This is a genomic window from Escherichia sp. E4736, assembly GCF_005781225.1.
Taxonomy (GTDB): Bacteria; Pseudomonadota; Gammaproteobacteria; order Enterobacterales; family Enterobacteriaceae; genus Escherichia.
Genome location: NZ_VATT01000038.1, coordinates 47,420 through 68,676, shown reverse-complemented (window position 1 = coordinate 68,676; position 21,257 = coordinate 47,420). Strand labels below are relative to the sequence as shown.

Here is a 21,257-nt window from a genome sequence, read left to right as displayed (position 1 = left end):
GGTTCGCTATATCGGGTAGGCCTGATAAGACGCGAACAGCGTCGCATCAGGCATATTGCCAGTGTCGGATGCGGCGCGAGCGTCTTATTTGAACTACGGCATTTCTGGCGGCGTGATGCCGAAGTGGTTCCACGCCCGCACTGTCGCCATACGCCCGCGTGGTGTACGCTGCAAAAAGCCTTGCTGAATCAAATAAGGCTCCAGCACATCCTCAATGGTTTCACGTTCTTCGCCAATAGCCGCCGCCAGGTTATCCAGACCTACAGGCCCGCCGAAGAACTTGTCAATTACCGCCAGCAATAACTTGCGGTCCATATAATCGAAACCTTCAGCATCGACATTCAGCATATCCAGCGCCTGGGCGGCGATATCTGCCGAGATGGTACCATCATGCTTCACTTCGGCGAAATCACGCACTCGACGCAGCAGGCGGTTGGCAATACGTGGCGTACCACGCGCCCGACGCGCCACTTCCAGCGCGCCATCGTCACTCATCTCGAGCCCCATAAAGCGCGCACTACGACTGACGATATATTGCAGATCTGGCACCTGATAAAACTCCAGACGTTGCACAATACCAAAACGGTCGCGCAACGGTGATGTCAGCGAACCTGCGCGCGTGGTTGCACCAATCAGGGTAAACGGGGGCAAATCAATTTTAATGGAGCGTGCCGCCGGACCTTCACCAATCATGATATCCAGTTGGTAGTCTTCCATTGCCGGATACAACACCTCTTCCACCACTGGTGAAAGACGGTGGATCTCATCAATAAACAGCACGTCATGCGGTTCAAGGTTAGTGAGCATTGCTGCCAGATCGCCGGCCTTTTCCAGCACCGGACCGGAAGTCGTGCGTAAATTAACGCCCATTTCATTGGCGACAATGTTAGCAAGCGTGGTTTTACCTAAACCCGGAGGGCCAAAAATCAACAGATGATCGAGGGCATCGCCGCGCAGTTTCGCTGCTTTGATGAAAATCTCCATCTGTGAACGAACCTGCGGCTGACCAACATACTCTTCCAGTAATTTGGGGCGAATGGCGCGATCTGCCACATCTTCCGGCAAAGTCGTACCGGCAGAAATCAGACGGTCTGCTTCAATCATCCTTTACCTCATAACGCGGCGCGCAGAGCTTCGCGAATTAATGTTTCACTGCTGGCGTCAGGGCGAGCAATTTTGCTCACCATCCGGCTGGCTTCTTGTGGTTTATAGCCCAGTGCCACCAGCGCAGCAACCGCTTCCTGTTCAGCATCATCGGTTGCCGGGCTGGCAGGCGACGTGAGCACCAGATCGGCGGCCGGGGTAAACAGATCGCCATGCAAACCTTTAAATCGGTCTTTCATTTCGACAATTAAACGCTCGGCGGTTTTTTTGCCAATACCCGGCAGTTTCACCAGTGCCCCCACTTCTTCACGCTCAACGGCATTAACGAACTGCTGCGCTGACATTCCGGAGAGGATCGCCAGTGCCAACTTGGGGCCGACGCCGTTGGTTTTGATCAACTCTTTGAACAACGTGCGCTCTTGTTTATTGTTAAAACCGTACAGTAGTTGCGCGTCTTCACGCACCACAAAGTGGGTGAAAACGATCGCTTCCTGACCCGCTTCAGGGAGCTCATAAAAACAGGTCATCGGCATATGCACTTCATAGCCTACGCCGCCCACTTCAATTAACACCAGCGGGGGTTGTTTTTCAATGATGATGCCTCTGAGTCTGCCTATCACATGACGCTCCTGCGTAATGAATCAAAGATAATGCTGTATGATAAAAAAATGCTGGATAGATATCCAGCGAAGGATGAAGAAAACTTGCGAGGCGTCCCGATGATCTGAAAAATGGCGCAGTATAATTTATTCTACAGGTTATATTGGAAGCAAATATTTGAATATTACATATTCAGTGAGTTAATGCGTAAAAAAATATACATTTCGACTCCTGAAAAATAAACTTTTTTATGTTATTACGTGTATTCATATTTATTTCAATGGAATGACAACGTGAATATTAATTACCCTGCTGAATATGAAATTGGTGATATCGTCTTTACATGTATAGGTGCTGCCTTATTTGGTCAAATATCAGCAGCATCAAATTGCTGGAGTAATCACGTCGGGATCATTATAGGTCATAACGGTGAAGACTTCCTGGTTGCAGAAAGCCGGGTTCCCCTTTCAACCATCACCACGCTATCCCGTTTTATTAAACGTTCTTCTAATCAACGCTATGCTATAAAGCGATTAGACGCAGGGCTAACAGAACAACAAAAACAACGAATTGTTGAACAGGTTCCCTCCCGGCTACGCAAACTCTACCACACCGGTTTTAAATACGAATCTTCACGCCAGTTCTGTTCAAAATTTGTCTTTGATATTTATAAAGAGGCGCTATGTATTCCGGTGGGTGAAATAGAGACATTTGGAGAATTGTTAAATAGCAATCCGAATGCAAAACTCACTTTCTGGAAATTCTGGTTCTTAGGCGCAATTCCGTGGGATCGTAAAACGGTTACGCCAGCGAGTTTGTGGCATCATCCGAGTCTAATGTTGATTCATGCGGAGGGAGTAGAAACGCCTCAGCCTGAACTGACTGAAGCGTGATAATTTAGCGCAGTCGCCCTCTCGCCAGGTTCAGCCGCGATTCGCTCATCTGCATCGCATTCTGGCTGACATGGCTGTGGGTGATGGCAATCGCCAGCGCATCGGCGGCATCCGCCTGTGGATTAGCAGGTAATTTCAGCAAGGTACGCACCATATGCTGCACCTGGCTTTTTTCGGCGCTACCAATGCCCACCACTGTTTGCTTCACCTGACGCGCAGCATATTCAAACACCGGCAATTCCTGATTCACCGCTGCCACAATCGCCACGCCTCGTGCCTGCCCCAGTTTCAGGGCAGAGTCAGCGTTCTTCGCCATAAAGACTTGTTCGATTGCGAAATAATCGGGCTGGAACTGGGTGATGATTTCCGTCACGCCCGCATAGATCAGTTTCAGACGAGACGGTAAATCATCCACTTTGGTGCGTATGCATCCGCTACCCAAGTAGGACAGTTGCCTGCCCACCTGACGGATAACACCGTAGCCGGTAACGCGCGAACCCGGGTCAATACCGAGAATAATAGACATCACGCGTCTCCGTTTTGTTGTTTAGCCGGCCTCATCAGAGGGTCGCTGCAACCTCATCAGAGATCTCACCGTTATGGTAAACTTCCTGCACGTCGTCACAGTCTTCCAGCATATCGATCAGACGCATCAGTTTCGGTGCAGTTTCTGCATCCATATCGGCTTTGGTTGACGGGATCATGGAAACTTCTGCGCTGTCTGCTTTCAGACCTGCCGCTTCCAGAGCGTCGCGTACTTTACCCATCTCTTCCCATGCAGTGTAGACGTCGATCGCGCCGTCATCATAGGTCACAACGTCTTCAGCACCTGCTTCCAGTGCTGCTTCCATGATGGTGTCTTCGTCGCCTTTCTCGAAGGAGATCACGCCTTTTTTGCTGAACAGATAGGCTACGGAACCGTCAGTACCGAGGTTACCGCCACATTTGCTGAATGCGTGACGCACTTCAGCAACGGTACGGTTGCGGTTGTCAGACAGACATTCAATCATGATTGCCGTGCCGCCAGGGCCGTAACCTTCGTAGATGATGGTTTCCATGTTTGCATCATCATCACCGCCCACACCACGTGCAATTGCGCGGTTCAGGGTGTCACGGGTCATGTTGTTAGACAGTGCTTTATCAATTGCTGCACGCAGACGCGGGTTAGCGTCCGGATCGCCACCGCCCAGCTTAGCCGCGGTTACCAGCTCACGAATGATTTTAGTGAAGATTTTACCGCGCTTAGCATCCTGCGCAGCTTTACGATGTCTGGTGTTGGCCCATTTACTATGACCTGCCATAAAAATATCTCCAGATAGCCCTGCCTGTTCAGGCAGCGTTAATAACAAACTGTTCAATCGCCTGCCGGTTGCTCCATGACTTAGTGAGCGCCGCCGCAGCAGGCGCATCAAGCCACTTGTAAGCCAGATGTTCAGTGAAAACAATCTGGCGCTCGTGCGGGAGCGCAAGACAGAACCATGATTCCGTATTGCGCGTCACGCCCGGCGCATAGCGATGACGTAAATGTGAAAAAATTTCAAACTCTACCGTGCGCTGACAGTCAATTAAGGTCAGTTGTTCAGCGACAACATCGATGGTGACCTCTTCCTTTACTTCGCGCATGGCAGCTTGCGGCGCGGTTTCACCCTCTTCCACGCTGCCGGTTACCGACTGCCAGAAATCGGGATCGTCACGCCGCTGCAACATCAGCACCCGTTTCGTATCTTGTGCATAGATGACCACTAAGATCGAAACGGGACGCTTATACACTTTAACCTTCACGCTGCCTCTTCGTTGACTGCCTTCGCTCATCCCATTCACATAGTTATCTATGCTCATGGGAGTTCACTCAGTTGCCGCCTCGATGCAACGCGAATGATTTCGTGTATTTGAGTCATATCAGTTATTCTCAGCCTTCTTCACAACCTGAATGCTCAGCTCAGCCAGTGCAGTCGGGTTAGCAAAGCTCGGTGCTTCAGTCATCAGGCACGCTGCTGCCGTGGTTTTCGGGAAGGCGATAACGTCACGAATGTTGTCGGTGCCAGTCAGCAGCATGGTCAGACGGTCAAGACCAAATGCCAGACCTGCGTGCGGCGGAGTACCGTATTTCAGGGCGTCGAGCAGGAAGCCGAATTTCTCGCGCTGTTCCTCTTCGGTTATCCCCAGAATGCCAAACACCGTCTGCTGCATATCACCATTATGGATACGCACTGAACCACCGCCCACTTCGTAACCATTGATGACCATATCGTAAGCATTCGCCACCGCATTTTCCGGTGCAGCTTTCAGTTCTGCCGCCGTCATGTCTTTCGGCGCGGTGAACGGATGGTGCATTGCCGTCAGGCCGCCTTCACCGTCGTCTTCAAACATCGGGAAGTCGATAACCCACAGCGGTGCCCATTTGCTTTCGTCGGTCAGGCCAAGGTCTTTACCCACTTTCAGACGTAGTGCGCCCATCGCGTCGGCAACAATTTTCTTGTTGTCGGCACCGAAGAAAATCATATCGCCATCTTGCGCGGCAGTACGATCCAGGATGGCTTCGATGATTTCCGCATTAAGGAACTTCGCTACCGGGCTGTTGATACCTTCCAGACCTTTCGCGCGTTCGTTAACTTTGATGTAAGCCAGACCTTTCGCGCCGTAGATTTTAACGAAGTTACCGTATTCGTCGATCTGCTTACGGGTCAGCGATGCGCCACCCGGAACACGCAGAGCGGCAACACGGCCTTTCGGATCGTTCGCTGGACCTGCAAATACTGCAAACTCAACGGATTTCAGCAGATCGGCAACGTCGGTCAGTTCCATCGGGTTGCGCAGATCCGGTTTATCAGAACCGTAACGGCGTTCAGCTTCCGCAAAGGTCATTACCGGGAAATCGCCCAGATCAATGCCCTTCACTTCCAGCCACAAATGACGCACCAGCGCTTCCATCACTTCACGCACTTGCGGCGCGGTCATGAAAGAAGTTTCCACATCGATCTGAGTAAATTCAGGCTGACGATCAGCGCGCAGGTCTTCGTCACGGAAGCATTTAACGATCTGATAGTAGCGGTCAAAACCGGACATCATCAGCAGCTGTTTGAACAACTGCGGGGATTGCGGCAGCGCGTAGAATTTACCTTTGTGCACACGAGAAGGCACCAGGTAGTCACGCGCGCCTTCCGGCGTGGCTTTAGTCAGCATCGGAGTTTCGATGTCGAGGAAACCGTGGTCGTCCATAAAACGACGCACCAGACTGGTGATTTTCGCACGGGTTTTCAGGCGCTGAGCCATTTCCGGGCGACGCAGGTCAAGATAGCGGTACTTCAGACGCGCTTCTTCGGTGTTGACGTGGTTGGAGTCAAGCGGCAGAACGTCTGCGCGGTTGATGATGGTCAGCGAGGAAGCCAGCACTTCGATTTCGCCAGTCGCCATATCGCGGTTGATATTTTTTTCGTCACGCGCACGTACGGTGCCCGTGACCTGAATGCAGAACTCATTACGCAGTTCAGAGGCCAGCTTTAACGCGTCCGCACGATCCGGATCGAAAAATACCTGCACGATACCTTCGCGGTCGCGCATATCGATAAAGATCAAGCTACCAAGATCACGACGACGGTTGACCCAACCACACAGAGTCACCTGCTGCCCCACGTGGGACAAACGGAGCTGTCCACAATATTCTGTACGCATGAGATATCCCTTAACTTAGCTGCTGGCGGATGTCCCCTGCTGTGCAGGTGACCTGAGTCGCAGCGTTAGCTGTATGTCACAACTGAATGAAAAAAGGCGGCTATTATACTGGAAATTCTGCCGCACCGTAAGAGCCTGGCCCGCGCTGGAACGCCTCGTTACCACTTTATATCGGGCCTGAAATCAGACTCTACGCCAGTTTGCTATAAAGGTGTTGCCCGAACTCATAAAAATTAACAAAATTTGTCGTTCCGCCATCGGCTAATCGCATTAAGGTGAGAGGCACAATTTTGTTTTATCTGGAGTGATCATGCTTGAACTTAATGCCAAAACCACAGCGCTGGTTGTGATTGATTTACAGGAAGGCATCTTGCCTTTTGCCGGTGGTCCGCATACTGCCGAAGACGTGATGAATCGCGCAGGAAAACTGGCGGCGAAATTTCGCGCGAGCGGTCAGCCCGTGTTTCTGGTGCGTGTTGGCTGGTCTGCCGATTATGCTGAAGCATTGAAACAGCCTGTCGATGCGCCCTCACCGGCCAAAGTGTTGCCCGAAAATTGGTGGCAACATCCTGCTGCATTAGGTGCAACCGACAGCGATATCGAAATCATCAAACGTCAATGGGGTGCGTTTTACGGTACGGATCTGGAGTTGCAATTACGCCGCCGAGGTATCGATACAATAGTGTTATGTGGGATCTCGACCAATATCGGCGTTGAGTCCACCGCCCGCAATGCCTGGGAACTCGGTTTTAATCTGGTGATTGCCGAAGATGCCTGTAGCGCCGCCAGTGCCGAGCAGCACCATAACAGCATCAACCATATCTATCCACGCATCGCCCGTGTGCGCAGCGTGGAAGAGATCCTCAACGCGTTATGATTTATATCGGTCTGCCGCAATGGTCGCATCCTAAATGGGTGCGGTTGGGGATAACCAGCCTGGAAGAGTATGCCCGCTACTTTAATTGCGTGGAGGGCAACACCACGCTATACGCCCTGCCGAAACCCGAGGTTGTCCTGCGCTGGCGGGAGCAGACTACAGATGACTTCCGCTTCTGTTTTAAGTTTCCGGCGACCATTTCGCATCAGGCAGCGTTGCGTCATTGCGATGATTTAACCAGTGAATTTTTGACCCGTATGTCACCGTTAGCACCGCGTATTGGTCAATACTGGCTGCAACTGCCTGCCACGTTTGGTCCACGGGATTTGCCTGCGCTTTGGCATTTTCTCGATACTCTTCCCGGCGAGTTTCACTATGGCGTGGAAGTGCGTCATCCGTTGTTTTTCGCCAAAGGGGAAGCGGAACAAACGCTTAATCGCGGTTTGCATCAGCGCGCCGTTAATCGGGTGATTTTAGATAGCCGTCCAGTTCATGCTGCACGTCCGCATAATGAAGCCATACGCGACGCTCAACGGAAGAAACCGAAGGTTCCGGTACATGCCGTACTAACGGCGACAAATCCGCTGATCCGTTTTATCGGCAGCGATGATATGGCGCAAAACAGGGAATTATTTCAGGTCTGGTTACAGAAATTAGCGCAGTGGCAGCAGAGCACCACGCCTTATCTTTTTCTGCACACGCCAGATATTGCCCAGGCACCGGAGCTGGTACATACACTGTGGGAAGACTTACGTAAAATGCTTCCAGAGATCGGAGCAGTCCCGGCTATTCCACAGCAATCTTCTCTTTTCTGAATTTGCCACCTATCATAGACAAGTGCCATCGGCCATTTTAAAGGGAGTTTGTATGGTAAGCGCGCTGTATGCCGTTTTAGGTGCGTTGTTATTAATGAAGTTCTCTTTTGATGTTGTTCGCCTGCGAATGCAGTATCGCGTTGCCTATGGCGACGGCGGTTTTAGCGAACTACAAAGTGCTATTCGTATTCATGGCAATGCGGTGGAATATATTCCTATCGCGATTGTATTGATGCTATTTATGGAAATGAATGGTGCTGAAACCTGGATGGTGCATATTTGCGGCCTCGTTTTGCTTGCAGGTCGCCTGATGCATTATTACGGTTTCCATCACCGTCTGTTTCGCTGGCGACGTTCTGGTATGAGCGCCACCTGGTGTGCGCTATTGCTGATGGTGCTGGCGAATCTTTGGTATATGCCCTGGGAGTTGGTTTTCTCCCTACGTTAGCGCACAATACGCCACTTTCTTTTTCCCGGATTTTTACGTTATGTCTCACCGCGACACGCTATTTTCTGCCCCTATCGCCAGACTGGGCGACTGGACCTTTGATGAACGGGTAGCTGAAGTCTTCCCGGATATGATCCAACGTTCCGTTCCCGGCTACTCCAATATTATTTCAATGATTGGTATGTTAGCTGAACGCTTCGTTCAACCGGGTACGCAGATTTACGATCTGGGCTGTTCTTTGGGCGCGGCGACGCTCTCAGTGCGTCGCAACATTCATCATGATAATTGTAAAATTATCGCCATCGACAATTCCCCGGCAATGATTGAACGCTGCCGCCGTCATATCGACGCCTATAAAGCGCCTACGCCTGTTGACGTTATTGAAGGTGATATTCGTGATATTGCCATTGAAAACGCGTCGATGGTGGTACTGAATTTTACCCTGCAATTCCTGGAACCTTCCGAGCGCCAGGCGTTACTGGATAAAATTTATCAAGGGCTAAACCCGGGCGGCGCGCTGGTGCTTTCGGAAAAATTTAGTTTCGAAGATGCCAAAGTTGGTGAACTGCTGTTCAACATGCACCACGATTTTAAACGTGCCAACGGCTACAGCGAGCTGGAAATCAGCCAGAAGCGCAGCATGTTAGAAAACGTCATGCTGACCGATTCCGTGGAAACCCACAAGGCACGCCTGCATAAAGCCGGTTTTGAGCATAGCGAGCTGTGGTTCCAGTGCTTTAATTTTGGTTCACTGGTGGCATTAAAAGCAGAGGACGCTGCATGATCGACTTTGGTAACTTTTATTCTCTGATTGCCAAAAATCATCTTTCACACTGGCTGGAAACCCTGCCCGCGCAGATTGCCAGCTGGCAGCGCGAACAGCAGCACGGTCTGTTTAAACAGTGGTCCAACGCGGTGGAATTTCTGCCTGAAATTAAACCGTATCGTCTTGATTTACTGCATAGCGTGACAGCGGAAAGCGAAGAGCCACTGAGCGCCGGGCAGATTAAGCGCATTGAGACTCTGATGCGCAACCTGATGCCGTGGCGCAAAGGGCCGTTCTCACTGTATGGCGTCAACATCGATACCGAATGGCGTTCCGACTGGAAATGGGATCGTGTTCTGCCCCATCTTTCTGATTTAACCGGGCGCACCATTCTTGATGTCGGCTGCGGCAGCGGCTATCACATGTGGCGCATGATTGGCGCAGGCGCACACCTTGCGGTGGGTATCGACCCTACGCAACTATTCCTCTGCCAGTTTGAAGCAGTGCGTAAACTGTTGGGTAACGACCAACGGGCGCATCTGCTGCCGTTAGGGATTGAACAACTTCCGGCACTGAAAGCCTTTGATACCGTCTTTTCGATGGGCGTGCTTTATCATCGTCGTTCACCGCTGGAACATCTGTGGCAGTTGAAAGATCAACTGGTGAATGAGGGTGAACTGGTGCTTGAAACGCTGGTTATTGATGGCGACGAAAACACGGTGCTGGTACCAGGCGATCGTTACGCACAAATGCGTAATGTTTATTTCATCCCGTCGGCCCTGGCGTTGAAAAACTGGCTGAAGAAGTGTGGTTTTGTTGATATTCGCATTGCGGATGTGAGTGTCACCACTACAGAAGAGCAGCGACGCACTGAATGGATGGTCACCGAGTCTCTGGCCGATTTTCTCGACCCGCATGATCCGGGTAAGACGGTAGAAGGTTATCCTGCGCCTAAACGCGCGGTGCTGATTGCGCGTAAGCCGTAAAGGTCTGGTATTACTGCCGGATGCGGCGTGAACGCCTTATCCGGCCTACAAAACCTTGCTAATTCAGCATATTGCAGGGACTATGTAGGCCTGATAAGCATAGCACATCAGGCAGTTTTGCGTTTGCATAACCTCAGCGCCCGTTTCCGGGCGCTTTTCACGTCTTATGCCTGAATAGCTGGCTGATCAAACGCCGTTAACTTCGGCGCATTGCCCGTATATTTTTCGATATACACCAGCGCAGAGTTACCGGCACAGGCATTCGCCAGCTGCGAGCTGGGGATATCCGCCGTTAACACGTTCGCACTGCCGTTTTTACACAAGCCATTTTCCAGATCCGGCCATGCACCTTCATGCACGCATACAACGCCTTTTTTGATCCCGTCAGTCACCACAGCGCCTGTCAGGATCTGACCACGTTTATTCCAGACACGGACCAGATCGCCATTTGCAATACCAAACCGAGCTGCATCTTCGGTGTGAATTGTGATCGGCTCACGATCGGCAACCGCATATTTTTTACGCAGCTCCGCATAGTTAAGCTGACTGTGTAGACGATGTGCCGGATGCGCGGTCAGAAGCTGCAACTGCTTCTCGTCGGCGGTACCTTTCCATTCATCAGGAGCCAGCCAGGTCGGGTGTGCCGGGCAATCCTTATAGCCAAATTTTTCCAGTGTTTTTGAGTAGATTTCAATTTTGCCACTTGGTGTACCCAGCGCGTTTTTCACCGGATCGGCGCGGAAATCGCCATAGCGAACATATTGCTCGTTCTTCTCGCTGCGGCGCATTTCAAGCAGTTTATTTTGCTGCCAGAAGGCATTAAACATTGGCATAGTCACGCGTTGCGCACGCGCACCTTTCTGGGCGGCATCATAGAAAAATTTCAGCCACGCCATTTCATCTTTACCTTCGGTATAGATCTCTTTTCCGCCAGGTTTCAGTAATTCCGCAAGATCGGCAAACACGTCAAAATCGTTACGCGCTTCAAATTGCGGAGCGACAGCTTGCTTCATCGGCACAATATGCTGGTTGCTATAATCACCGGTCATCGTCAGGTCATTGCGCTCAAACGATGTGGTGATCGGTAATACGATATCTGCGTGTTTGGCTGCTGCGGTCCAGTAGCATTCAGAAACGACGATCATCTCCGGTTTCTGCCAAGCTTTAATCAGGCGATTAGTATCCTGGTGATGAGTAAAGTTACCGCCACCCGCCCACCAGATCATTTTGATATTCTGATACGTTTGTTCTTTACCGTTATGCTGATATTTGCCGCCAGGATTTTCCAGCGCATCGACAATACGGGCGACCGGAATCGCGGTCATTCCGCCATCATCAGCTTCCTCACTTGCCTGTCCGGCAATCGCCGCAGACATTTCTGGCAGCACGCCGCCAACTCGCGTAGGGTTGCCACCGTTGGAGTAATGATAAGAGAAACCAAAACCGCCGCCCGGTGTACCAATTTGCCCTAACATCGCCGCCAGCGTCACCAGCATCCAGTGTTTCTGTTCGCCGTATTGCTGGCGTTGGATCCCCCAACCAGCCATCAGCATCGTGCGATTCGCCGCCATCAGTTCAGCGAGTTTGACAATCTGCGCTTCCGGTACACCAGTAATTTCTGCCGCCCAGGCCGCACTCTTCGGCGTATTATCGTTCTTGCCGGTCAGATACTCTTCAAACTGCGGATAACCGGTGGTGTATTTCTCAAGGAAGGCTTTATCGTGTTTGCCTTGAGTCATCAGGGTATGCGCGATGCCTAACATCAGCGCCACGTCGGTCCCCATATTCGGCGCGATCCAGGTCGCGTTATCGCCAAAGAACTCGATTGTTTCGGAACGGATAGGGTCGATGGCAATCACCGGTTTGCCCGATTTTTTCAGCTGATGGAAGTATTCCAGCCCTTGTTCATCGGTACTGCTCCAGGCAATTTTTAAGGTATTCAGCGGGTTCATGCCCCACAACACCACCACCTGACTGTTTTCCAGAATCAGCGGCCAGGAAGTCTGCTGTTCATAGACCTCCACAGAACCGACAACGTGCGGCATGATCACCTGCGCAGCCCCGGTAGAGTAATCGCCACTATGCCCGGAATATCCCCCCGCCAGATTCATATAACGTTGCATCAGCGTTTGCGCTTTATGCAGCACCCCTGATGAACGCCAGCCGTAAGACCCTGCAAAAATGGCCGAAGGGCCGTTGGCCTTGCGGATGCGATCGTGTTGCTCATGAATCAGTTTTAATGCCTGTTCCCAGCTCACCTGAACGTAACTGTCTTCGCCACGACCTTTTGCCGGTTGCAGTGGATTGTCGAGATAACTTTTTCTCACCATCGGATGCTGAATACGCGCCGTAGTGTGTACCTGATCCGCCGCCGTAGACTGTAACGAGTTCGGGATAGTCTTCGCCAGCGCGCCTGTCGAAGAAACAATCTTACCGTCCTTCACTTCTACGTTCATCGCTCCCCAACGACCCGCGGTGAGGATTTTTCCGCCCTTCTCTTCTGCCCATGCGGGTAACGGCGTAGCCGATGTCACCACCAGCGCCCCGGCAGCAATACCGCTATGTTTAATAAACTCACGTCTTGTTAATGTCATAACTTCCTCCCTGATCTACGAGGATCACTGTTTTTCGGTAATATCTTTGGCGTTGTACTGGAAGTACCGCGTCAAAATGTCCAGTTCGTTTTCGCTCATGCTGGTTCGCGCCCCCATTCCTTTGGCAATAGAGGGCCAGGCATTGACGGTGTAATGGTCAGCGGCAATAGGCGCATGGCAGCCAGCACAATAGGTGTCATCGAGTTTTTCAGCGTATTGCCATAACGGTTTACGATCCGCTAATACGGGATCGATTAGCGCCCCTTGTAATGACGCCTGACGCCATTGATTACCGTATTCGTCAGCCTGCCATTCCCCGTTTACCGTTAGCGCCTTGATACCTTCATCACTTAATGTGGCTAGCGCCAGACGTTGACCTGCCGCCAGGTAGAGCGTGTTTTCACTGCCCTGCATTTGATAACCCTGCAACAGAACGATCGGCTGTTTGCCACTGGCATCAACGACGGTGAGATCGGTACCAGGATTCACAGTGGCCAGTTCGCCTATGTGGGAAGGTTTGAAAGGATAAATATGTGCGCCATTGGTCACAGAAGTGGCAGCCTGACTTTCCAGTTCATGCGCCGCGTTGTCATCCATTTTTATTTCTGGCGGGAAATGGGCAATTCCTTTATGACAATCAATACACGTTTCACCGTCCTTTTGCGCTTTGGTATGCATTTTCTGCGCAGATTCACTTTGCGAGGCAATATCCATCGCATCAAAAGAATGGCAACTACGGCACGTTGCAGAATCCGATGCTTTTAATTCTTTCCATACTGTTTCGGCCATTTCCTGACGATGCGCTTCGAACTTATCGTCACTGTCTATTTTGCCGCTAACAAATTCATGATAAATATCTTTAGATGCTTTTAATTTGGCAAATAAATAATCCATCCCTGACTTTGGAATATGGCAATCGGCACATTCCGCACGTATACCTTTCTGGTTCGCAAAGTGGACAGTTCCCTGATATTCCTCAAAAGGTTTACTCATCGAGTGGCAGGAAAGACAAAATGCTGTATCCGACGTTTTATGTAAGGCTTTTTGCGCAAGCAATAACCCGCCGCCACCAACCACAACCGCTATCAGCAGAAAAAATAACCCAATGCGTTTTTTCCCTCGCATAGATTCCTCTAATTAAATTCCAGGACACCGAAATCATTGTATAAATAAATATACAACGAATTGACTACTTGCTTAATTCGGCACAACACTGCCTGAAATAATCGATAAAGAATATGATTTATTACAATGTAATTATTAATTGCGAAAGAATAACCCAGCCGTTATTTATAATATATATTTGTCAGTTTTAGTAATTTAAATAACATAATTAATGTGAATATATATAACATTTTAAGCACAACGCTATGCGCACTGTCACCCGTTCTACACATCACAGCAATCGTTCGTTTTTTATACTACCAGGGAATAAAAAAAGGCCCCTGTTGAAATTGCAGGGGCCTGGTACGAGCAAGCATCATATTGGGCGACATGATGCAACGGTAAAAATCATTTGGCCTGATGGCGTTCAATGATTCCTTTCATTTCAGCAACCGCCGCCCCGTCTACGACATAACGCGAATACTCGTCCGCGTGTGCATCTGATGACATGGACAATCCTTGATTACGATAACGCATCGGTGAGGCTTGCCACGCTCCCGCGGAGCTATGGACTTCCAGCACTCCGGCATCGAGGAAGTGGTGCAGGTTTTCTGCGCGAACTCCTGCTCCGGCCATGATGATTGGAGTATCACCATAGGCAATAAGTTCCATAATTTTTGATAAACCTTGCAGAGCGTCTGATTTTTGCCCGGAAGTCAGTACCCGGGCAATGCCCAATTTCGCAAGATTATTCATTGTATTTAATGGGTTAGCACACATATCGAAGGCACGATGAAAAGTAACGGCCAACGGACCGGCAGCAGACATTATTTTTTCCATTCGTAGCATATCGACATTACCGTCAACATCGAGAACGCCCGTCACCAGTCCCGGAAAGCCTAATTCGCGGACAGTACGAACATCCTCAAGAATGGCGGCAAACTCGCCGTCGCTGTAGCAAAAATCACCACCGCGCGGGCGGATGATCGGATGTACGGGAATCGTTATCTGCTGGCGCACGGATTTAAGCACGCCCAGCGACGGCGTTAAGCCCCCTTCTTTCGGTGCCGCACACAATTCAATTCTGTCAGCGCCATTTTGCTGCGCCGTTAGTGCGCACTCCATGCTGTAACAGCAAATTTCCAGTAATGCCATTTTTGCTCCTTAATTACGCCGACTGCTCGCTGGCGACGATCTCTTCAATGGACCACGGATGAAACTTAATGGTTGTTCTGCCATCGGTGACCGCCAGCGTCGGATTCGGTAATCGCTCATGCTCACCTTTTGGCGAACTGGTTTTAACTGAGATCCCCGGCAGGCTGAGTCCTTCATCAGAAAGCAACGCCAGCGCACGGGCATTCAGCGTTTCTGGCTCGCCCGGCAGAACGATTTCAATATGTTCCCAACCTTCGTGCGGGTAACGTTTTTCCCCGGGCCACGGTAGCTCAACAATGGAAAACTGCCAGTGAGCAACCTGTACCGGCTCATGCAATTTAAACAGACAAATCGGCCTGCCATTGATCATATTTTCTGACAGGAGTTCACCGCACTGTTCAAACCCGCGACGCCAGCGTTCAGCGGTGGCGTTTTGATGGCAACGCAAAGAAATGTGATCGGCAGTCAGCGGAGTGATATCCAATCCCAGACGGCGGGAAAGTTCATCTAATGCGTGGGTAAATCGCGGTAAATCCGATGCAATATCCTGCAGCTCGTCGATAGATTGCCAGTTCGCCATAATCACTCTTCGTCTTTCAGTAAAAGCGTTAATTTACCCTGTTGCCCTGCGCCAACCAACCGCTGATTTCACGCCGCTTCTGATGCAATAGTGAAAACGGCAATACGCCACGCGCACGTTGCTGACGAAAACAGCCATTTGCAGTATACTCCCGCCCTAATTTCTTTAACTGGTGCGGGCAATTTTTGCTCGCTTCATCAATGTAAGGTATTCCGGTGAATATTCAGGCTCTTCTCTCAGAAAAAGTCCGTCAGGCCATGATTGCGGCAGGCGCGCCTGCGGATTGCGAACCGCAGGTTCGTCAGTCAGCAAAAGTTCAGTTCGGCGACTATCAGGCTAACGGCATGATGGCAGTTGCTAAAAAACTGGGTATGGCACCGCGACAATTAGCAGAGCAGGTGCTGACTCATCTGGATCTTAACGGTATCGCCAGCAAAGTTGAGATCGCCGGTCCAGGCTTTATCAACATTTTCCTTGATCCGGCATTCCTGGCTGAACATGTTCAGCAGGCGCTGGCGTCAGATCGTCTCGGTGTTGCTACGCCAGAAAAACAGACCATTGTGGTTGACTACTCCGCACCGAACGTGGCGAAAGAGATGCACGTCGGTCACCTGCGCTCTACCATTATTGGTGACGCGGCAGTGCGTACTCTGGAGTTCCTCGGTCACAAAGTGATTCGCGCAAACCACGTCGGCGACTGGGGTACTCAGTTCGGTATGCTGATTGCGTGGCTGGAAAAACAGCAGCAGGAAAACGCCGGTGAAATGGAACTGGCTGACCTTGAAGGTTTCTACCGCGATGCGAAAAAGCATTACGATGAAGATGAAGAGTTCGCTGAGCGCGCACGTAACTACGTGGTAAAACTGCAAAGCGGTGACGAATACTTCCGCGAGATGTGGCGCAAACTGGTCGACATCACCATGACGCAGAACCAGATCACCTACGATCGTCTGAACGTGACGCTAACCCGCGATGACGTGATGGGCGAAAGCCTCTACAACCCGATGCTGCCGGGTATCGTAGCGGACCTGAAAGCCAAAGGTCTGGCAGTAGAAAGCGAAGGCGCAACCGTCGTATTCCTTGATGAGTTCAAAAACAAGGAAGGCGAACCGATGGGCGTGATCATTCAGAAGAAAGATGGCGGCTATCTTTACACCACTACTGATATCGCCTGTGCGAAATATCGTTATGAAACACTGCATGCCGATCGCGTGCTGTATTACATCGACTCCCGTCAGCATCAGCACCTGATGCAGGCATGGGCGATCGTCCGCAAAGCAGGCTATGTGCCGGAATCCGTACCGCTGGAACACCACATGTTCGGCATGATGCTGGGCAAAGACGGCAAACCGTTCAAAACCCGCGCGGGCGGTACGGTGAAACTGGCCGATCTGCTGGATGAAGCCCTGGAGCGTGCACGTCGTCTGGTGGCAGAAAAGAACCCGGATATGCCAGCTGACGAGCTGGAAAAACTGGCCAATGCGGTGGGTATCGGCGCGGTGAAATACGCGGATCTCTCCAAAAACCGCACTACCGACTACATCTTCGACTGGGACAACATGCTGGCGTTTGAGGGTAATACCGCGCCATACATGCAGTATGCTTACACGCGTGTTTTGTCTGTGTTCCGTAAAGCAGAAATTAACGAAGAGCAACTGGCTTCAGCTCCGGTAATCATCCGTGAAGATCGTGAAGCGCAACTGGCTGCTCGTCTGCTGCAGTTTGAAGAAACCCTCACTGTGGTTGCCCGTGAAGGTACGCCGCATGTGATGTGTGCTTATCTGTACGATCTGGCCGGTCTGTTCTCTGGCTTCTACGAGCACTGCCCGATCCTCAGCGCAGAAAACGAAGAAGTGCGTAACAGCCGTCTGAAACTGGCACAACTGACGGCGAAGACGCTGAAGCTGGGTCTGGATACGCTGGGTATTGAGACTGTAGAGCGTATGTAATCGCGTTATGTGTCAAAGGCCGATGTCGCAGTTACGGACATCGGCTTTTTTATCACCGCCGATAATTCACAATCACTTCATTACGTTGTACTTTCAGCGGCGGAATTAACCTCCCACCGCCAGGCACTTCCCAGATAAAGCGCAATGGTTCTGCTGCCGCTATACCGGAAAAGGCCACGGTGGTTCCGCTCTGCCCCTCTAATTCGACACAACGAGATTGTGAGCATAAACGTACCCGCAGTCCCGCGGGGGGCGGACCGATAAGCTGATAACGCCACGCCACCAGCGTCATCAATCCTGAAACAGGTTGTCGCGAAGAAAGAGGCGCAGAAGACATCGACTCACCGCGATGATTTAGCGTAATTCCGACACTACTTGCCTGCCACATCCCCTCCCCGGCGGCTTGCGCAATCACCGGAAACAACAGCATAGCCAATAAAGTTCTCATCATTTACCGCCAATTGTCGCCGTCATGCGGATATGTCGGTTATCAGATAGTTCCAGATTCGACAGCACCACTAACTGCGGCAAGCTGCGGCGCAGGAAGCGAGACAATAATGGTCGCAGCGCGTGGTTCACCAACAATACAGGCGGCGCACCCAACATCTCCTGACGGGATAGCGCTTCCTGAGTTTGCGCCAGTAAACGATCCGCCAGCCCTGGCTCCAGTCCGCCCCCGCCTTGCAACGCCTGTAATAACAAACGTTCCAGCGGCGTGTCGAGGCCAATAACATGGACTTCATCTTTGCCGGGGAACCACTGCTGGGTAATCGCTCGCCCCAACGCCACGCGCACGACGGCGGTTAATTCATGCGGATCGCTCTGAATGGGCGCATGCTCCGCCAGCGCTTCGAGAATGGTACGCATGTCGCGAATCGGCACTTTTTCATCGAGCAGATTTTGCAGCACTTTATGTAGCGTGGTGAGCGTGACGACGCCAGGAACGAGATCTTCCGTCAGCTTTGGCATCTCCTGGGCGACGCGATCCAGCAATTGTTGCGTCTCCTGGCGACCAAACAACTCTGCGGCGTGCTGGCTAATGAGATGGTTAAGATGCGTTGCCACCACTGTGCTGGCCTCAACCACGGTGTACCCCTGAATCTGCGCCTGTTCTTTTAGCGCACTTTCGATCCAGATAGCGTTCAGACCAAAAGCCGGATCGACGGTCGCTTCACCAGGTAACGTCCCGGCAGCGGTACCCGGGTTAATTGCCAGCCAGCGCCCCGGATAAGCATCGCCACTGCCAATCTCTACGCCTTTCATCAAAATACGATAACGTGCCGGTTGCAGATCCATATTGTCGCGAATGTGCACCACCGGCGGCAGGAAGCCCATTTCCTGAGCAAATTTTTTACGAATACTACGAATACGGCCCAGCAACTCGCCATCTTGTTGGAAATCAACCATCGGGATCAGTCGATAGCCCACTTCCATTCCCAGAGAATCTTCCAGTTGCACATCATTCCACGTTGCTTCGACTACAGCATTATTCTCTGCCATTTTTACCGGTTTTGGTTCGGCAGGCGCTTTTTGATCGCGTCCGCGGATCCACCAGGCCAGCCCGAGCAATCCCGCCGTGAACAGCAAAAATACCAGGTTCGGCATTCCTGGCACCAGCCCGAGTAAGCCGAGCACGGCGGCGCTTAGCAACATAACGCTTGGGTTACTGAAAAGCTGATTCACCATCTGCTCGCCAACATCCTGATCGGTGCTGACACGCGTAACGATGACCCCGGCGGCGGTAGAAATCACCAGTGCCGGGATTTGTGCCACCAGACCGTCGCCTATGGTCAATAGCGTATAACTTTCCGCCGCGTGCCCCATGCTCATGCCATGTTGCAGCACACCAACCAGCAATCCGCCGACAACGTTAATGACCATGATGAGGATCCCGGCGATGGCATCGCCGCGAACAAACTTACTTGCCCCGTCCATTGAGCCGTAAAAATCGGCTTCCTGAGTCACTTCGGAGCGGCGTTTTTTCGCCTCATCTTCACCAATCAATCCGGCGTTCAGGTCGGCGTCAATCGCCATCTGCTTACCCGGCATACCATCGAGAACAAAGCGCGCGCCCACTTCCGCAATACGCCCAGCACCTTTGGTAATGACCATAAAGTTGATGATCACGAGAATGACGAACACCACGATACCGATAGCGAAATTGCCACCAACGAGGAAGTGACCGAACGCTTCGACCACCTTCCCTGCCGCCGCCGCGCCGGTATGCCCTTCCATCAAAATAATACGGGTTGAAGCTACGTTAAGAGCCAGACGCAACAGCGTGGTGAACAGCAGGATTGTCGGAAAGGCGGCAAACTCGAGCGTACGCTGGGTAAACATCGCCACCAGCAACACCATGATCGACAACGCGATATTAAAGGTAAACAGCAGGTCGAGAATGAATGCAGGCAATGGCAGCACCATCATCGACAAAATCAGCAAGATCAAAATCGGTCCGGCAAGGATCTGCCATTGTGTCGATTTCAGATTTGCAGGCAGGCGCAGCATCGCGGCCAGATTACTCATGGGTCGGTTTCTCGTTAATAAAATCCAGGGCTTCCGGCACCGGAAGATGAGTTGGTTGTACAGGGCGCTGTCCACCAGCCAGACGCCAACGTTTCAGTTGCCAGACCCAGGCCAGCACTTCCGCCACGGCGGCATATAGTTGACCAGGTATTTGTTGACCGATTTCAGCATGTCGATACAGCGCACGCGCCAGCGGAGGCGCTTCGAGGGTCGGGACGTTATTTTCAGCGGCTATTTCACGAATGCGTAATGCCACCAGCCCCGCGCCCTTGGCAACGACTTTTGGCGCACTCATTTTGTTTTCGTCGTACTGCAAAGCCACTGAGTAGTGAGTTGGGTTATTGACGATAACGTCCGCTTTCGGCACATCGGCCATCATCCGCCGCCGCGCCGCAGCTCGCTGCATCTGACGGATTCGCCCTTTGACATGAGGGTCGCCTTCACTTTGTTTGAACTCATCACGAATATCCTGCCGTGACATACGCAGCTTTTTCAGGTGGCTGAAGATTTGGAAAAAGACGTCAAATCCCACCATCGGAATAACGCCAAGCACCACCAACAACGCGCATAGCCCAACCAGATCCATGGCGTTTCCCATGGCGGTAATCGGAGACTCGGCCATTAAGCGCATCATCTGCGGCCAGTGGTGCCAGAGATAAAACCCCGTCACACTGCCGACCAGGATGGATTTCAGTATCGCTTTCAGCAACTCCGCGCCAGTCTGTGCCGAGAACATCCGTTTAATGCCCGGTAGCGGGTTGAGTTTGGAAAACTTCGGCTGCAAGGATTTGCCGCTAAATACCAGCCCACCCAGCATCACCGGAGAAATGAGCGCCACCAGCACCACGCCGCTAATCAGCGGCAGCAGCGCCAGCATGGCTTCTCTGATCAGCAAAATAATCTGCCCGAGGATCAGGTTCGGGTCATTGATAATACTGTGATCAAAATGCAATCCCGCGGAGAGCATGCCCGACAATCGACGAGCCAGCGACACACCGCCAAACCAGATAACACACACGCCCACTAACAAAATCAGCAGCGACGTTAATTCACGGGAACGCGGGATTTGCCCCTCTTCCCGCGCTTTTTCAAGTCGGTGAGGTGTGGGGGCTTCTGTTTTGTCGTCGCTCTCGTCAGACACGTCGCCAATCCTGGAAAGAGTAATAAGCGTGAATGATGCCAGAGCGC

At 51.6% G+C, this 21,257-nt stretch carries 20 protein-coding genes; 7 read left to right on the top strand and 13 right to left on the bottom strand.

What is annotated here, in order from left to right:
• Nucleotides 1-93: 93 nt before the first annotated feature.
• Both ruvB and ruvA read right to left on the bottom strand, forming a co-directional pair.
• Nucleotides 94-1,104, bottom strand: coding sequence for a Holliday junction branch migration DNA helicase RuvB (gene ruvB / locus FEK46_RS20695; protein ID WP_000568522.1), 1,011 nt, complete (start codon nt 1,102-1,104; stop codon nt 94-96).
• A gap of 8 nt (nt 1,105-1,112) precedes the next feature.
• Nucleotides 1,113-1,724, bottom strand: coding sequence for a Holliday junction branch migration protein RuvA (ruvA, locus tag FEK46_RS20690; RefSeq protein WP_000580323.1), 612 nt, complete (start codon nt 1,722-1,724; stop codon nt 1,113-1,115).
• 273 nt (nt 1,725-1,997) lie between these two features.
• Here ruvA and FEK46_RS20685 point away from each other — a divergent pair, with 273 nt between their 5' ends.
• The gene (locus tag FEK46_RS20685) at nt 1,998-2,597 is read left to right on the top strand and encodes a YebB family permuted papain-like enzyme (protein ID WP_130208495.1); all 600 of its coding nucleotides are present in this window, start codon (nt 1,998-2,000) and stop codon (nt 2,595-2,597) included.
• 4 nt (nt 2,598-2,601) lie between these two features.
• Here the strand turns inward: FEK46_RS20685 and ruvC are convergent, their stop codons facing one another.
• From ruvC to aspS, 4 genes are all read right to left on the bottom strand, one after another.
• Nucleotides 2,602-3,123, bottom strand: coding sequence for a crossover junction endodeoxyribonuclease RuvC (ruvC, locus tag FEK46_RS20680; RefSeq protein WP_135559478.1), 522 nt, complete (start codon nt 3,121-3,123; stop codon nt 2,602-2,604).
• A gap of 34 nt (nt 3,124-3,157) precedes the next feature.
• Nucleotides 3,158-3,898, bottom strand: a complete 741-nt coding sequence (locus FEK46_RS20675; protein ID WP_000907234.1) for a YebC/PmpR family DNA-binding transcriptional regulator — start codon at nt 3,896-3,898, stop codon at nt 3,158-3,160.
• A 28-nt stretch (nt 3,899-3,926) separates the two neighbouring features.
• The gene (gene nudB, locus FEK46_RS20670; protein ID WP_131161209.1) at nt 3,927-4,379 is read right to left on the bottom strand and encodes a dihydroneopterin triphosphate diphosphatase; all 453 of its coding nucleotides are present in this window, start codon (nt 4,377-4,379) and stop codon (nt 3,927-3,929) included.
• A 117-nt stretch (nt 4,380-4,496) separates the two neighbouring features.
• Nucleotides 4,497-6,269 (bottom strand): aspartate--tRNA ligase, encoded by a 1,773-nt coding sequence (gene aspS / locus FEK46_RS20665; RefSeq protein ID WP_130208496.1) that lies wholly within the window; start codon nt 6,267-6,269, stop codon nt 4,497-4,499.
• A gap of 310 nt (nt 6,270-6,579) precedes the next feature.
• On the opposite strand from aspS, the gene FEK46_RS20660 reads away from it, so the two are divergent.
• Genes FEK46_RS20660 through cmoB form a run of 5 tightly spaced genes read left to right on the top strand, consistent with a single transcriptional unit; the run spans nt 6,580 to nt 10,161 of the window.
• Nucleotides 6,580-7,146 (top strand): hydrolase, encoded by a 567-nt coding sequence (locus FEK46_RS20660; protein WP_135559477.1) that lies wholly within the window; start codon nt 6,580-6,582, stop codon nt 7,144-7,146.
• Nucleotides 7,143-7,961 (top strand): DUF72 domain-containing protein, encoded by an 819-nt coding sequence (locus tag FEK46_RS20655; protein WP_135559476.1) that lies wholly within the window; start codon nt 7,143-7,145, stop codon nt 7,959-7,961. Before FEK46_RS20660 ends, FEK46_RS20655 begins: the two co-directional genes overlap by 4 nt.
• A 52-nt stretch (nt 7,962-8,013) precedes the next feature.
• Nucleotides 8,014-8,409, top strand: a complete 396-nt coding sequence (locus tag FEK46_RS20650) for an MAPEG family protein (protein ID WP_130208499.1) — start codon at nt 8,014-8,016, stop codon at nt 8,407-8,409.
• A gap of 40 nt (nt 8,410-8,449) precedes the next feature.
• On the top strand, nt 8,450-9,193 hold the full coding sequence (cmoA, locus tag FEK46_RS20645; RefSeq protein ID WP_130208500.1) for a carboxy-S-adenosyl-L-methionine synthase CmoA: 744 nt from the start codon (nt 8,450-8,452) through the stop codon (nt 9,191-9,193).
• Complete coding sequence (cmoB, locus tag FEK46_RS20640; RefSeq protein ID WP_000564757.1) at nt 9,190-10,161, top strand: tRNA 5-methoxyuridine(34)/uridine 5-oxyacetic acid(34) synthase CmoB; 972 nt, start codon at nt 9,190-9,192, stop codon at nt 10,159-10,161. Before cmoA ends, cmoB begins: the two co-directional genes overlap by 4 nt.
• A 164-nt stretch (nt 10,162-10,325) precedes the next feature.
• Here the strand turns inward: cmoB and torZ are convergent, their stop codons facing one another.
• The 4 genes from torZ to FEK46_RS20620 all read right to left on the bottom strand — a co-directional run bounded on the left by torZ (nt 10,326) and on the right by FEK46_RS20620 (nt 15,594).
• Nucleotides 10,326-12,755, bottom strand: coding sequence for a trimethylamine N-oxide reductase TorZ (torZ, locus tag FEK46_RS20635; protein ID WP_135559475.1), 2,430 nt, complete (start codon nt 12,753-12,755; stop codon nt 10,326-10,328).
• A 24-nt stretch (nt 12,756-12,779) separates the two neighbouring features.
• Nucleotides 12,780-13,880, bottom strand: coding sequence for a NapC/NirT family cytochrome c (locus tag FEK46_RS20630; RefSeq protein ID WP_135559474.1), 1,101 nt, complete (start codon nt 13,878-13,880; stop codon nt 12,780-12,782).
• A gap of 387 nt (nt 13,881-14,267) precedes the next feature.
• Nucleotides 14,268-15,014, bottom strand: coding sequence for a copper homeostasis protein CutC (gene cutC, locus FEK46_RS20625; RefSeq protein ID WP_135494067.1), 747 nt, complete (start codon nt 15,012-15,014; stop codon nt 14,268-14,270).
• Between the two features lie 13 nt (nt 15,015-15,027).
• A complete protein-coding gene (locus FEK46_RS20620; protein WP_130208505.1) occupies nt 15,028-15,594 on the bottom strand; it encodes a VOC family protein in 567 nt (188 codons plus the stop codon).
• Between the two features lie 215 nt (nt 15,595-15,809).
• Between FEK46_RS20620 and argS the strand changes: the two genes are divergently transcribed.
• Nucleotides 15,810-17,543 (top strand): arginine--tRNA ligase, encoded by a 1,734-nt coding sequence (argS, locus tag FEK46_RS20615; RefSeq protein WP_130208507.1) that lies wholly within the window; start codon nt 15,810-15,812, stop codon nt 17,541-17,543.
• 52 nt (nt 17,544-17,595) lie between these two features.
• Here argS and flhe read toward each other — a convergent pair whose 3' ends face one another.
• The 3 genes from flhe to flhB are packed head-to-tail and all read right to left on the bottom strand — an operon-like array spanning nt 17,596 to nt 21,210.
• Complete coding sequence (flhe, locus tag FEK46_RS20610) at nt 17,596-17,991, bottom strand: flagellar protein FlhE (protein WP_167852914.1); 396 nt, start codon at nt 17,989-17,991, stop codon at nt 17,596-17,598.
• The gene (gene flhA, locus FEK46_RS20605; RefSeq protein ID WP_135559472.1) at nt 17,991-20,069 is read right to left on the bottom strand and encodes a flagellar biosynthesis protein FlhA; all 2,079 of its coding nucleotides are present in this window, start codon (nt 20,067-20,069) and stop codon (nt 17,991-17,993) included. The genes flhe and flhA overlap by 1 nt, the downstream gene beginning before the upstream one ends.
• Nucleotides 20,062-21,210, bottom strand: a complete 1,149-nt coding sequence (gene flhB, locus FEK46_RS20600) for a flagellar biosynthesis protein FlhB (RefSeq protein WP_130208511.1) — start codon at nt 21,208-21,210, stop codon at nt 20,062-20,064. Before flhB ends, flhA begins: the two co-directional genes overlap by 8 nt.
• Nucleotides 21,211-21,257: the final 47 nt, after the last annotated feature.

Coding starts and splice junctions, on each gene's coding strand:
- ruvB (WP_000568522.1), bottom strand. CDS start 1,104: ATGATTGAAGCAGACCGTCTGATTTCTGCCGGTACGACTTTGCCGGAA.
- ruvC (WP_135559478.1), bottom strand. CDS start 3,123: ATGTCTATTATTCTCGGTATTGACCCGGGTTCGCGCGTTACCGGCTAC.
- FEK46_RS20675 (WP_000907234.1), bottom strand. CDS start 3,898: ATGGCAGGTCATAGTAAATGGGCCAACACCAGACATCGTAAAGCTGCG.
- aspS (WP_130208496.1), bottom strand. CDS start 6,269: ATGCGTACAGAATATTGTGGACAGCTCCGTTTGTCCCACGTGGGGCAG.
- FEK46_RS20660 (WP_135559477.1), top strand. CDS start 6,580: ATGCTTGAACTTAATGCCAAAACCACAGCGCTGGTTGTGATTGATTTA.
- FEK46_RS20655 (WP_135559476.1), top strand. CDS start 7,143: ATGATTTATATCGGTCTGCCGCAATGGTCGCATCCTAAATGGGTGCGG.
- FEK46_RS20650 (WP_130208499.1), top strand. CDS start 8,014: ATGGTAAGCGCGCTGTATGCCGTTTTAGGTGCGTTGTTATTAATGAAG.
- cmoA (WP_130208500.1), top strand. CDS start 8,450: ATGTCTCACCGCGACACGCTATTTTCTGCCCCTATCGCCAGACTGGGC.
- cmoB (WP_000564757.1), top strand. CDS start 9,190: ATGATCGACTTTGGTAACTTTTATTCTCTGATTGCCAAAAATCATCTT.
- torZ (WP_135559475.1), bottom strand. CDS start 12,755: ATGACATTAACAAGACGTGAGTTTATTAAACATAGCGGTATTGCTGCC.
- FEK46_RS20630 (WP_135559474.1), bottom strand. CDS start 13,880: ATGCGAGGGAAAAAACGCATTGGGTTATTTTTTCTGCTGATAGCGGTT.
- cutC (WP_135494067.1), bottom strand. CDS start 15,014: ATGGCATTACTGGAAATTTGCTGTTACAGCATGGAGTGCGCACTAACG.
- FEK46_RS20620 (WP_130208505.1), bottom strand. CDS start 15,594: ATGGCGAACTGGCAATCTATCGACGAGCTGCAGGATATTGCATCGGAT.
- flhe (WP_167852914.1), bottom strand. CDS start 17,991: ATGAGAACTTTATTGGCTATGCTGTTGTTTCCGGTGATTGCGCAAGCC.
- flhA (WP_135559472.1), bottom strand. CDS start 20,069: ATGAGTAATCTGGCCGCGATGCTGCGCCTGCCTGCAAATCTGAAATCG.